General features: G+C 68.1%; 13 protein-coding genes and 1 tRNA gene. 6 read left to right on the top strand and 8 right to left on the bottom strand.

Annotated elements, in window-relative coordinates; genetic code table 11:
* Positions 1-55: 55 nt before the first annotated feature.
* The 3 genes from dapB (at position 56) to ACGVWT_RS05770 (ending at position 1,575) form a co-directional block, all read left to right on the top strand.
* The gene (dapB, locus tag ACGVWT_RS05780; protein ID WP_315461715.1) at positions 56-784 is read left to right on the top strand and encodes a 4-hydroxy-tetrahydrodipicolinate reductase; all 729 of its coding nucleotides are present in this window, start codon (positions 56-58) and stop codon (positions 782-784) included.
* A 13-nt stretch (positions 785-797) separates the two neighbouring features.
* On the top strand, positions 798-1,454 hold the full coding sequence (nth, locus tag ACGVWT_RS05775) for an endonuclease III (protein ID WP_315461714.1): 657 nt from the start codon (positions 798-800) through the stop codon (positions 1,452-1,454).
* 44 nt (positions 1,455-1,498) lie between these two features.
* Positions 1,499-1,575: transfer RNA gene (locus ACGVWT_RS05770), tRNA-Arg, on the top strand.
* A gap of 100 nt (positions 1,576-1,675) precedes the next feature.
* Here ACGVWT_RS05770 and ACGVWT_RS05765 read toward each other — a convergent pair.
* Together ACGVWT_RS05765 and ACGVWT_RS05760 are read right to left on the bottom strand one after the other, a co-directional pair.
* Positions 1,676-2,266 (bottom strand): DUF1826 domain-containing protein, encoded by a 591-nt coding sequence (locus ACGVWT_RS05765; RefSeq protein ID WP_315461713.1) that lies wholly within the window; start codon positions 2,264-2,266, stop codon positions 1,676-1,678.
* A complete protein-coding gene (locus ACGVWT_RS05760; RefSeq protein WP_315461712.1) occupies positions 2,263-3,498 on the bottom strand; it encodes a GTP-binding protein in 1,236 nt (411 codons plus the stop codon). The genes ACGVWT_RS05765 and ACGVWT_RS05760 overlap by 4 nt, the downstream gene beginning before the upstream one ends.
* 140 nt (positions 3,499-3,638) lie before the next feature.
* On the opposite strand from ACGVWT_RS05760, the gene ACGVWT_RS05755 reads away from it, so the two are divergent.
* Both ACGVWT_RS05755 and ACGVWT_RS05750 read left to right on the top strand, forming a co-directional pair.
* Positions 3,639-4,724, top strand: coding sequence for a GTP-binding protein (locus ACGVWT_RS05755; RefSeq protein ID WP_315461711.1), 1,086 nt, complete (start codon positions 3,639-3,641; stop codon positions 4,722-4,724).
* Positions 4,725-4,838: 114 nt separating this feature from the next.
* Positions 4,839-5,303, top strand: coding sequence for a hypothetical protein (locus ACGVWT_RS05750; protein ID WP_315461710.1), 465 nt, complete (start codon positions 4,839-4,841; stop codon positions 5,301-5,303).
* 54 nt (positions 5,304-5,357) lie between these two features.
* On the opposite strand, the gene ACGVWT_RS05745 is transcribed toward ACGVWT_RS05750, so the two are convergent.
* From ACGVWT_RS05745 to ACGVWT_RS05725, 5 genes are all read right to left on the bottom strand, one after another.
* Complete coding sequence (locus tag ACGVWT_RS05745; RefSeq protein WP_315461709.1) at positions 5,358-6,836, bottom strand: PepSY domain-containing protein; 1,479 nt, start codon at positions 6,834-6,836, stop codon at positions 5,358-5,360.
* A complete protein-coding gene (locus tag ACGVWT_RS05740) occupies positions 6,833-7,393 on the bottom strand; it encodes a hypothetical protein (RefSeq protein ID WP_315461708.1) in 561 nt (186 codons plus the stop codon). Before ACGVWT_RS05740 ends, ACGVWT_RS05745 begins: the two co-directional genes overlap by 4 nt.
* A gap of 207 nt (positions 7,394-7,600) precedes the next feature.
* The gene (gene tmk, locus ACGVWT_RS05735) at positions 7,601-8,260 is read right to left on the bottom strand and encodes a dTMP kinase (RefSeq protein ID WP_315461707.1); all 660 of its coding nucleotides are present in this window, start codon (positions 8,258-8,260) and stop codon (positions 7,601-7,603) included.
* Positions 8,257-8,664: a DUF2147 domain-containing protein gene (locus ACGVWT_RS05730; protein ID WP_315461706.1), complete on the bottom strand. Its 408-nt coding sequence runs from the start codon at positions 8,662-8,664 to the stop codon at positions 8,257-8,259. The genes tmk and ACGVWT_RS05730 overlap by 4 nt, the downstream gene beginning before the upstream one ends.
* 23 nt (positions 8,665-8,687) lie before the next feature.
* Positions 8,688-9,002, bottom strand: a complete 315-nt coding sequence (locus ACGVWT_RS05725) for a chorismate mutase (protein ID WP_315461705.1) — start codon at positions 9,000-9,002, stop codon at positions 8,688-8,690.
* Positions 9,003-9,068: 66 nt separating this feature from the next.
* Between ACGVWT_RS05725 and ACGVWT_RS05720 the strand changes: the two genes are divergently transcribed.
* A complete protein-coding gene (locus ACGVWT_RS05720) occupies positions 9,069-10,079 on the top strand; it encodes a polyprenyl synthetase family protein (RefSeq protein ID WP_315461704.1) in 1,011 nt (336 codons plus the stop codon).
* A 432-nt stretch (positions 10,080-10,511) separates the two neighbouring features.
* On the opposite strand, the gene ACGVWT_RS05715 is transcribed toward ACGVWT_RS05720, so the two are convergent.
* A complete protein-coding gene (locus ACGVWT_RS05715) occupies positions 10,512-11,456 on the bottom strand; it encodes a cation diffusion facilitator family transporter (protein ID WP_315461703.1) in 945 nt (314 codons plus the stop codon).
* Positions 11,457-11,502: the final 46 nt, after the last annotated feature.

Here is an 11,502-nt window from a genome sequence, read left to right as displayed (position 1 = left end):
GTCGCTCTGCGAACCTTGCGTGTTCGTGCGCCCCTCATGACCTGTCGGGGGCGCTATGACCGCGATCGGCATCTACGGCAGCAGCGGTCGGATGGGCCGCGCGATCTCCGAGCAGATCGAGGCTGCGGGGGCGCGGCAGGCCGGCGGCGTCGATGCCGGCGGCGATCCGCTCGCGCTCGCGAAAATATCCGACGTTCTGGTCGACTTCTCCACCGCCGCCGCCCTGGAGGCGCATGTCGCCGCCGCCCGGGCGACGCGCACGCCGATCGTCATCGGCACCACGGGCCTCAGCATCGACCAGCACGCCATGATCGATGCCGCGGCGACTGACATCGCGGTCCTCCAGACGGGCAATACCTCGCTTGGTGTCACGTTGCTCGCGCAGCTGGTGCGCGAGGCAGCGGCGCGCCTCGGCACCGACTGGGATATCGAGATCGTCGAAGCGCATCACCGCCACAAGGTCGATGCTCCGTCCGGCACCGCGATCCTGCTTGGCGAGGCCGCGGCGAGCGGGCGGGGGACGACGCTGTCCGAATTGCGCGTCGACGGCCGTGCAGGGCTGACGGGTGCGCGGACCGAGGGCACGATCGGGCTGGCCAGCATCCGCGGCGGTTCGATCGTCGGCGATCACAATGTCATTTTCGCCAGCGAGGGCGAGCGGATCGAACTCGCCCATCTGGCACAGGATCGCGGCATCTTCGCCAAAGGCGCGGTACGTGCCGCGTTGTGGCTCGCCGGCCAGCCCGCCGGCCGTTATCGCATGGGCGACGTGCTCGGCCTGTGATCGCGAGGGGCCTGTGAAAAAGGCAGACGTCTTCGAATTTTACCGCCGTCTGGCGGAAGCGAACCCGCATCCCGAAACCGAACTGGAATCGGGCAACGTCTTCCAACTGCTCGTCGCGGTAGTGCTGTCCGCCCAGGCGACCGATGCCGGCGTCAACAAGGCGACGCGCGCGCTCTTCGCCGAGGTGAAGACGCCGGAACAGATGGTGGCGCTGGGCGAGGACGGCCTGAAGCAGCACATCAAGACGATCGGCCTGTTCAATACCAAGGCGAAGAACGTCATCGCGCTGTCGGAAGCCTTGATCGCGCAGCACGACAGCGAGGTGCCGAATGATCGCGCAGCGCTGGAAGCGCTGCCCGGCGTTGGCCGGAAGACGGCGAACGTCGTCCTCAACGTCGCCTTCGACGCCGAAACCTTCGCGGTGGACACGCATATTTTCCGCGTCGGCAACCGCACCGGCCTTGCCCGCGGCAAGACCCCCCTCGCGGTCGAACTGAAACTGGACAAGGCGACGCCGCAGCCATTTCGGCTGCACGCGCATCACTGGCTGATCCTGCACGGCCGCTATATCTGCAAGGCGCGCACACCCGAATGCTGGCGCTGCCCCGTCGCCGACCTGTGCGCCTACAAGCCCAAGACCCCGCCGCCCAAGCGTGCCAAGGTCCCATAAACCACTGGCGCAACCCTGACGCCTTTGCTAGGCGAGCCATCCAGGCACCCGTAGCTCAGCTGGATAGAGCGCTGCCCTCCGAAGGCAGAGGCCACAGGTTCGAATCCTGTCGGGTGCGCCAAATTTGGCAACTGCCTTCTTAATTTGCTCTGATCGTCTGGCCATGACGGGCCGGGCTCGTCTGGCGTGCCGAGCGTTGCGCCTATTCAGACGTGCTGCTGCTACATTCCGTCGTTGCTACGAATAGGGTCGATCACGAGGATCAGGCGCTGTCCGCCCGTGGCGGCGATGGGTGGCGATCGGTGGAGCACGGTCGGGGGATCGAGCAGCATCCGGCCTTTGAAGACCCCCACCGCGCCGGTCGGCACCTCGCAGATCGCATCCGCGGCCGCGGCGCGGCACCATTGCGTTCCCGGCCCGACATAAGTGCACAGCAGCCGCAGCGTGACATAGTCGGCATGGAAGCGCCGGCACGCATCGGTCTCGATCACTTCGAGCCGCAGCCGCAGGCGATCATCACCGGTCAGCGCCGCCTGTCGCCGGAGCAGGAGGCCGATGTCCGCAGCAAGCGGGGTGGCGATATCGTCGGGATAGCCGGCGTCGCGCAGCGTGTCATCGAGCCGAGCGTCCGCATCGACGTCCAGCGTGACGTCATCGACCGTGTCGAGGTTCAGCGAAGCCAGTCCGGCCTTCACCGCATCGGGGAGCGGACGCCACCAGATCGCCAGCGCTGTTTTGGGGCGGGCGATCGCGTCGAGCGAGGTGCGATCGTAACCGAAGGCGACGACGTCTTCGAGTATGGCGGGCGTCATACGGAGGCCTCCAGCTGGCGCTCGCCCCAGGCCGGGAAGGGGTCGGGCAGCGACGTCCACAGCGTCGGCGTAAAGGCAGTGGCGGACACGAGGCATGCGTCGAGCCGGCGCCGGAGGGAGGGTTCGTCCATGGTGATGCCTATGAATACGATTTCCTGTCGGCGGTCGCCCCAGATGTGGTCCCAATGCTGGGCAACGAAGTCCTCGAAGCGGCCGTCGTCGGGCCAGTGATGCTTGGGCACCGCGGCCCACCAGCGGCCCATCCGTGCGGTCGTCGTCTGGCTGCCCGCCACCGCCAGTTCGCCGACCCAGTCGGGTCGCGTCGCCAGCCAGAAATGCCCCTTGGCCCGCACGACATTCTCGAGCCCGCCCTCGGTCAGGAAGGCGTAGAAGCGCGCGGGATCGAACGGCGCGCGGGCGCGATAGACGAAGCTTTCGATCCCATATTCCTCGGTCTCGGGCTGATGGTGGGCATAGCCGTACAGTTCCTTGGCCCACAGCGGGTGGCGCGCCGCTTTCTCTTCGTCGAACAGCCCGGTCGCGAGCACGAGGTCGAGGTCGACGCGCGCGTGGTCGGCGGTCACGATCACCGCATCGGCGTTCAGGCTGGCGACGAGCTTCTTGACCGTGGCCAGCTGCTCGGCGGAGACGGACGAGGCCTTGTTGACGATGACGACGTCGGCGAACTCGATCTGTTCGACCAGCAGGCCGACGAGGCTGCGCGTATCCTCTTCCCCCATGCTCTCGCCGCGATCGGCGAGGAAATCCTGGCTGGAATAATCGGCCAGCAGGTTCAGGGCGTCGACCACCGTCACCATCGTATCCAGCCGTGCGACGTCGCCCAGCGAGACGCCGTCCTCGTCACGGAAAGAGAAGGTGGTGGCGACCGGCAGGGGTTCGGAAATGCCGGTCGATTCGATCACCAGATAGTCGAACCGCCCGGCCTCGGCGAGCGTGCGCACTTCGGCGAGCAGGTCGTCGCGCAGCGTGCAGCAGATGCAGCCATTGGTCATTTCGACCAACGCTTCCTCCGACCGCGACAGTGCCGCTTCTCCACCGCGCACCAGATCGGCGTCGATGTTCACTTCCGACATGTCGTTGACGATCACCGCCACGCGCCGCCCTTCGCGATTGGCGAGGATATGGTTCAGCAGCGTCGTCTTGCCCGCGCCGAGAAAGCCGGACAGGACGGTCACGGGCAGACGGGTGTCGGATGGGGAGAGGCTTGCCATGATGACGGTCCAATGTGATATGTTACAACATGACCTATCCAAAGATGCCCAACGATGTCCAGTGACATCATGATCATGAAACCGCGTGGACCGATGCAGGTGACGGCCGGCCGTGGCGCCGACGCGGCGAGGCGTGCGGCATGAGCAGCGTTCCAGAGGGGCTGTGCACGCGTATCCCTGTGTCGGTGCTGACGGGCTTTCTCGGCAGCGGCAAGACGACCGTCTTGAACCATCTGGTTCGGTCCCCCGGCATGGCGCGGGCATTGGTCGTCATCAACGAGTTCGGCGCGGTCGGGCTGGATCACGAACTGATCGCCCGATCGAACGAGGATCTGGTCGTCGAGATGATGGGCGGCTGCCTGTGCTGCACCATCCGCGGCGACCTGTCGCGGACGCTACGCGACGCGCCGTGGCGTTTCGCGCGCGACGGCGAGTGCTGGTTCGACCGGGTGGTGATCGAAACCACCGGACTGGCCGACCCCGCACCGATCCTGCACACGCTGATGACCGATCCGCAGCTGGAGCCGCTCTACCGGCTCGACGCGGTCATCGCGACGGTCGATGCGGCGGCGGGCATGGCGACGCTGGACGCGCAGCCGGAAGCGGTGAAGCAGGCGGCCGTCGCCGACCGGCTGCTGCTGACCAAGACCGATCTCGCCGACGAGACCGCACAGCAGGCGATCCGCGACAGACTGGCGGCGCTGAACCCCGGCGCGCCGATCATCGCGGTGACCAATGGCGCAGTGGATCCTGCATCGCTGTTCGACGTGGGGCTATGGGACCCTGCCAGCAAGAGCGAGGACGTGAATCGCTGGCTGGCGCACGAGGCCGCGCATGCCGGCCATCACCACCATCACCATCATGACGTGAACCGGCACGATGCCGGTATCCGCGCAACCTGCCTGACGTTCGATACGCCGCTGGAGCCGCTCGCCTTCGACCGCTGGCTCGGGCTGCTGACCATGTTCAAGGGCGCCGATCTGCTGCGCGTGAAGGGCATCGTGAACCTCGTCGGGCATGATGCGCCCGTGGTGGTTCATGGGGTGCAGCACGTCTTCCACCCGCCCATCGAACTCGAGCGCTGGCCATCGGCGGATCGGCGCACGCGGATGGTGTTCGTCACGCGCAACATCGATCCCGAAGAGTTGCGGGGTACCTTGGCGCTGATGACCGTGGGGCTGCACGACGTCGACCTGCAGGGGCTGATCGAAAGCGTGACGCCGTGATGGTCGGCGTGACCCGGGGCGTCGACGCTCCGGCCTCGGCGCAGGCGTAGCGACCGAGCCCAGCCGGCGGCTGGCGGCGATCCGACCGCAGATTTTTCAACGGGAGTGAATGCGATGTTTACCGAAGAGATGGTCCACGCGGCCTTGCAGACGTGGTGCGACAATGTCGTGGCTGTCGGCAAGGCCCATGCCGAAGGCGGCGATCCGCGCGCCGTGGCGGAACGGGTGCTGAGCGACAATTACGACTATGATCATGGCAAGGTTCTGTTCAAGCCGACGCTGACCTTCGGCACCCAGACCTATCGCCCGACCAAGGAGGGCGCGCTTGCCTATTTCACGGGTGGCAGCGACGCCTTTCCCGACGACAAGGGCTTCAAGCTGAAGCCTTGGGTCAAGGTGTGGTACAGCAAGGAGGACTTCATCCTGCACGGCGATCTGGCGATCGTGCAGTGTAACGTACATTTCATCGGCCAGGACGACAGCCACATCTTCGTGAACAAGAGCTTCGTGTTCAAGGCGTGCGAGGATGGCAAGGTGCGCATCGTCCTGCACCAATCGTCGCTGCCCTATCAGCCCTGATCGTTTGGGACGGCAGCGCCGCACGCAGCGCTGCCGTTCGTTCGATGACGCGTGTCAGGCGATGCGGTGCGTCGCGGGCCGCCGGAGCAGCAGTGCGGCGCCGAGCAGCAGGGCGGCTTCCACGCCCAGACCCGACAGGTCGACGGGACGCACGAACAGGTAGAACAGGGCGAGCCCAAGGAGAGCGCCGCCCACGGCCTGACGCGCGCGGATCGAGCCGGCCGCCGCCCCGAACCGTCGGGACAGCCCCGCGACGAGCAGCAAGGTGAACGTCAGGGCCAGCCATAGCCATATAAGGGTGTCGCCATAGGTCGGCAGGACGAGGGCGGCGGCGGCGGTGAACGCCAGCGCGACGGGCTGGCCCCAGGCGACCGCCGTCCACAGACGCTCCCATAGCGGCACGGCGCGGCCGCGGTCGCGGCGGCGGGCGAGCCAGATCGTCACGCCACTCGACGTGACGAGGCAGAGTGCCAGACCCAACAGACCGTAGAGGAGCCGCACCGGCAAGCCGCCGAACCAGCCGAAGTGCAGCTGGCCGATCCCGCCCAGCAGCTTTACGCCGGCGGGCAGGTCTGCGGGATGGCGGTCGGTCACCATCCGGCCGCGCGCGTCGAACACGGTCGTGTCCTGCGGCACGAGCAGACGGTCGCGGCGCGAGGTGATGGCGATGCGCGCATCGGCCCGGCCGGCGCGTTCTATGATCAGCTGTTGTGGAGCGGCGCCGTCGCTGCGGCGGCGGGCCTCCAGCAATAACGGAGCGAGTGCGGGCATGGGCTGGGCCGCGGCGTTTGCCGCAGGCGGCGGCTCGACGAAGAAGCCGTAAACCCGCGCGGTGTTGCCGCCGTAGAGCAACATGGCAAGCACGCCGACGATCAGCGTGGTCAGCCCCAAGATCGCACCCGTCAGCGCGATGGTGACGTGGAACGGCAGCGCCCAGGTGCCGAGGCGGTTGTGCATGTCCGCCTCCTGCAAGCGCCGCGCGCCGCCGCGCCGCAGGCTGAAGGCATCCTTGAAGACCCGTGGATGCGCGAGGATACCCGAGATCAGGACGGACAGGAGCGCGACACCGGTCAGCCCGACGAGCATTCCGCCCCATGTCCGCGGCAGGTGGAGCGCGATGTGGAGGTCGATCAGAAATTCGCTGAATGGCGTGTGCCGTTCGGTCAGCGTTCCGTCGCGGGCGATGGCCCAGTCGCGGTGCTCGGCTGGCGTATACGCGAGGATGCTGGCGCCGTCCTGGGCGGGGGAGGGCAGCGACAGATAGAGCGTCGCCTGTGCCGGGCCCTTGGCCTGCGCGGCCCCGACCGCGCGATCGAGCGCGCCGGGGGCAAGCTGGTTCGCCACGGGTACGCCGGGCTGTTCCCAACGCGCGATGTCCCCGGCGAAGACGGCGAGCGTGCCTGTCAGGCAGACGAGATAGATGAGGGCGGCGAAGGCGAGGCCGAGGATGCCATGCCCGTTCAGCACGGCGCGGACCGTACCCGGCGCCAGCGGCCAGCCGCGCGGCGCGTCCGTCTTGGCGGCTTTGGTCATACCGGGCCCTGCAAGGCGGCCAGCGCGAAGCCGGTCAGCGTCGTGGTGACAATCATGGCAAGCGACCGCATCAGGCGGGGGTCGGCGAGCGTCCAGATCATGGCCAGCGCCCAGACGATGGGGATCGTCAGTCCGCCGATGAGGACACGGGTGGGCGGCGCGCCGGGCACCCAGGCGGCGGCGCAATACGCGATGGCCACGGCGGCCGCCAGCCCGAGCGGTCCGGCCAGTATCGCCTTCAGTGCGCCGCGCCATGCCCGGGAGGGTTCATCGGGCTCGCACGGCGCGGCGGTGGCGCGGGCCGCGCGCGTTGCCTTAACGGTCCGACCCCGGATGAGGACGATCAGCGCACCGATGCCGACCGCGACCACGGCAAGCGCGCCGCCCCGGATCCAGCCGATCCAGGCGGCGTCGACCAGGATCGTGCCGCCGATCACTGCCCAGCCCGCCGCGATCAGGTCTGGCCGCTCGCGCTGACGCTCGGCCCAGGCGCGGCGCAGCAGCGTTGCGCCGGCGATGCCGCCTGCGATGCCGAGGGCCGCTGGCAGCGCGATCATGCCGGCCGTCCCACAGAGGCTTGGTCAGTCTGCCCGGCGGCCGGAAGCGGGCTCGGGCCATTCGGGACGGTGCGGGCAGGCGCATAAACGGTCGGTGTCATCGTTCCCCCTTCCGGAAGACGACCTAGTGCGACCCGTAATGCGAATCAATATCAAATAGGCGGTGACCGACGGGAGGCTGGCCGAAACGCTCTCACCGAGGTCCGGTCAGGTGCGGCCGTCGCCGCGCGCCATAAAGTCCCGCACCGCGTGCCATGCCTTTTCCCGTACCGCCTCCGGTGTGTCGTCGGCGTCGATGATCGCATGCCGGTCGGGCGCCGCAGCGGCCTGTGCCAGGAACGAGGCGCGGATGCGCTGGTGGAAGGGGAGGGCGAGGCTTTCGAAGCGGCCTTCGTCGATCGCCTCGTCCGACAGGCGCTTGCGGCTGCGGGCGAGGCCGATCGCGGGATCAAGGTCGAGGACCAACGTCAGGTCGGGCCACAGGTCGTCGAGCATCGTCGTGTGGAGGCCGCGGATCAGGGCTTCGGCCATGCCGCGGCCGGCGCCCTGATAGGCGAGCGTCGAGCCGGCATAGCGGTCCGAGACGACGATCCGGCCGGCGGCGACGCCGGGGCGGATGACGTGCGCGGCGTGCTGGACGCGGGCGGCGGTCATCAGCAGCAGTTCGGCGCGTGGTTCCCATGCCGCATCGTCACCGGCGAGCAGCAGGCTCCGCAGCGCTTCGCCCTGTGGCGTGCCGCCGGGTTCGCGGGTGGCGACGACGTCATGCCCCGCGGCCTGCAACGCGGCGACGAGCGCGCGGACGACGCCGCTCTTGCCCGACCCGTCGACGCCCTCGACCGCGATGAACCCGCCGCGCGCGGTCATGATTCCCGGCGCCAGATCTGCGATTTGCAGATGAAGCCGCCGATCAGGCAGCCTTTGACGTTCAACGTATCGGCGTCGATCATCGTCACCGTCGATCCGAAGACGCGGCCCATGTCGGGGACGTAGATCTGCCCGGCCCAGCGCCCCTTGCCATTGTTGCGATAGCCCCGCAGCAGCGCGGTGCCGATCAACGGCGGATAGCCCTTGTTCGCGACGTCGGCCTTCGCCTTGTCCGACGCGCGGATGACCCAGCCGCACAGGTTCGGGCCACAGCGGCCCGTGCGCACCGCGACGGTGTTCTTGGGATTGTGCCAATTGCCGATGATCGGCGCATGCGGGTCTGCCGGCACAGTGGCGGACTGGAGCGCGAGCGGCAGAGCGGCAAGGAACGAGAGGACGGACACGTCGATCAGATGGTTGGCGACCGTCAGCCGCGCAACTGTTCGTGGTGGCGGATCACCTCGTCGATGATGAAGCGCAGGAATTTCTCGCTGAATTCGGGATCGAGCTCGGCGTCTTCGGCGAGGCGGCGCAGGCGGGCGATCTGGCGCTCCTCGCGACCAGGATCGGCGGCGGGCAGCCCGCTGGTCGCCTTGTGCCGGCCGACCGCCTGGGTCACCTTGAACCGCTCGGCGAGCAGATGGACGAGCGCGGCATCGATATTGTCGATGCTCTTGCGATAGCCTTGCAGCACGTCGTCGCTCACCGGTTGCCCCCTTCGATGGTCAAGTTCGATCCCCATGAGCGTTGTTGCGGGCGCGAGCAAGACTTGCGTTCGGGGGCGCCAGCGGCCACAGCGCGTGGCGAGATGACCGCCACCATCCACCGCCTCGATCGTCCCGAACCGTCGCTGGAGCCGATGCTCCAGCTGGTCGCGGCCGACATGAACGCCGTCAACGCGGTGATCCTGGATCGCATGCAGTCGCAGATCCCGCTGATCCCCGAACTCGCCGGGCATCTGATCGCGGGCGGCGGCAAGCGCATGCGGCCGATGCTGACGCTCGCGAGCGCGCGGCTGATCGGCTACACCGGCACGCGGCACCACCGGCTGGCGGCGTCGGTGGAGTTCATCCACACCGCGACGCTGCTGCACGACGATGTGGTCGACGGATCGGACATGCGGCGCGGCAAGCGGGCTGCGAACCTGATCTGGGGCAACCCCGCGAGCGTGCTGGTCGGCGACTTCCTGTTCAGCCGCAGCTTCGAACTGATGGTCGAGGACGGCAGCCTGAAGGTACTGAAGATCCTGTCCAACGCATCCGCGGTGATCGCGGAGGGCGAGGTCAACCAGCTGACCGCGGCGCGGCGGATCGACCTGGGCGAGGACCGGTACCTCGACATCATCAACGCCAAGACCGCGGCGCTGTTCGCGGCCGCATGCCGGATTGCGGCGGTGGTCGCGGAGCGCAGCGAGGCGGACGAGCTGGCGCTGGATGCGTACGGCCGATACCTGGGCATCGCATTCCAGCTGGTCGACGATGCGATCGATTACGTGTCGGACGCGGGCACGATGGGCAAGGACGCGGGCGACGACTTCCGCGAGGGCAAGATGACGCTGCCCGTCATTCTGGCCTATGCGCGCGGCGAAGAGACCGACCGCAAGTTCTGGAAGGACGCGGTCGAGGGACGGCGCGCGTCGGACGAGGATTTCGCGCACGCCATCGACCTGGTGCGCAAGACGCGCGCGGTCGACGACACGCTGGCGCGGGCGCGGCACTACGGCCAGCGCGCGATCGATGCGATCGGGCATTTCCCGAACGGGAAGGCCAAGGACGCGATGATCGAGGCGGTCGAATTCGCGGTGGCCCGGGCGTACTGACGGGCGCAGGCGCGGCCACGCCCGCGCCGATGCGAGCAGAGCGAGCAGCGCCCGGCACGGCCGGCGGGTCGGCCTAGCCGAACCTGTCCGACGCCCGGCCGGCGGCTTTGCCGTCGGCGGTTTCGGCCCGCAACATAGACAACATGAACACCTTACGCGAAACGATATGGGGGTATCGTTTCCGAAATGAGGGTGATGCACGGCTGAGACAGAGCGCTGTAATGGCGTGCTGCCGGTAGCATGGGCGCGCGCCTGTAGGACAGAGCGCCGGGATTTCGCTGCTGGGTCAGCGACTTATCGCAGGCGTCGTCCAACGCCGTCTTCTCCATTCGTCATTGCGAGCGCAGCGACGCAATCCAGGGCGTCCTGATCCGGCTCTGGATTGCTTCGCTGCGCTCGCAATGACGGGGGGTGGCGGAGGGATCGCCGCCCTCAACAGCTGGTGCAATCGCCGCCTGTTTCGACCTGCAACGTCGTATGGCCGATGCCGAAGCGGTCGTGCAGCATCGCGCGCGCATCCACGAGGAAAGCGTCGCCCGGATAGCGCCCAGACATGACGAGGTGCGCGGTGAGGACGGGTTCGGTGGTCGACATCGGCCAGATGTGGAGGTCGTGCACGCGCGCGACGCCGGGCAGCGCGGCGAGCGCGGCGGTGACCGCGTCATAATCGATGTGGCGGGGCACGGCGGAGAGGCTCATTTCGACCGTCTCGCGCAGCAGGCCCCAGGTCTGCCAGAAGATCAGCGCGGCGATGACGAGGCTGACGATCGGATCGATCCAGCCAATGCCGGTCGCCCAGATCGCGAGGCCGGCGAGGACGACGCCCGCGGAGACGACCGCGTCGCTGAGCATGTGGAGATAGGCGCCGCGGACGTTGATGTCGTGCTTGCGCCCGCGCGCGAACAGCCAGGCGGTGAAGGCGTTGACCGCGATGCCGATGCCCGCGACGGTCGATACGGTGAGGCCGGCGAGCACCGGCGGGTCGCCGATCCGCTGCACCGCCTCCAGCACGATCGCGCCCAACGCGACGAGCAGCAGCAGCGCGTTGGCGAGCGCGGCGAGGATCGTCGAGCCTTTCAGGCCATAGGTGAAGCGCTTGCTGGGCGCGCTGCGCGCGAGCGCGGCGCCGCCCCAGGCGACGGCGAGGCCGAGCACGTCGGACAGATTGTGGCCCGCGTCGGCGAGCAGTGCGACCGATCCCGTCCACAGGCCGGCGGCGCCTTCGGCAAGGACATAAGCGATGTTGAGCGCGATGCCGATCGCGAAGGCGCGGTCGAACGATGCGGGGGCGTGGGAATGGCCGTGGCCGCCGTGGCTGTGGCCGTGCCCGTGTCCGTTATGGTCGTGCGCGTGGCCGTGGTGGTGATGGGCGCCCAATAGTCTCGTCCGGGTGGTTGTGGGGTGGCCGTATCACTGCGGCGGT

It is taken from the genome of Sphingomonas sp. S6 (genome assembly GCF_043498045.1).
Lineage (GTDB): Bacteria > Pseudomonadota > Alphaproteobacteria > Sphingomonadales > Sphingomonadaceae > Sphingomonas.
This window is presented reverse-complemented; position numbering and strand designations above follow the sequence as displayed.

Bases quoted from the DNA above. Each gene is read 5' to 3' on its own strand.
- ACGVWT_RS05740 (WP_315461708.1), bottom strand. From the start codon at position 7,393: ATGATCGCGCTGCCAGCGGCCCTCGGCATCGCAGGCGGCATCGCCGGC.
- ACGVWT_RS05750 (WP_315461710.1), top strand. From the start codon at position 4,839: ATGTTTACCGAAGAGATGGTCCACGCGGCCTTGCAGACGTGGTGCGAC.
- ACGVWT_RS05720 (WP_315461704.1), top strand. From the start codon at position 9,069: ATGACCGCCACCATCCACCGCCTCGATCGTCCCGAACCGTCGCTGGAG.
- dapB (WP_315461715.1), top strand. From the start codon at position 56: ATGACCGCGATCGGCATCTACGGCAGCAGCGGTCGGATGGGCCGCGCG.
- ACGVWT_RS05725 (WP_315461705.1), bottom strand. From the start codon at position 9,002: ATGGGGATCGAACTTGACCATCGAAGGGGGCAACCGGTGAGCGACGAC.
- ACGVWT_RS05760 (WP_315461712.1), bottom strand. From the start codon at position 3,498: ATGGCAAGCCTCTCCCCATCCGACACCCGTCTGCCCGTGACCGTCCTG.
- ACGVWT_RS05745 (WP_315461709.1), bottom strand. From the start codon at position 6,836: ATGACCAAAGCCGCCAAGACGGACGCGCCGCGCGGCTGGCCGCTGGCG.
- ACGVWT_RS05755 (WP_315461711.1), top strand. From the start codon at position 3,639: ATGAGCAGCGTTCCAGAGGGGCTGTGCACGCGTATCCCTGTGTCGGTG.
- ACGVWT_RS05765 (WP_315461713.1), bottom strand. From the start codon at position 2,266: ATGACGCCCGCCATACTCGAAGACGTCGTCGCCTTCGGTTACGATCGC.
- tmk (WP_315461707.1), bottom strand. From the start codon at position 8,260: ATGACCGCGCGCGGCGGGTTCATCGCGGTCGAGGGCGTCGACGGGTCG.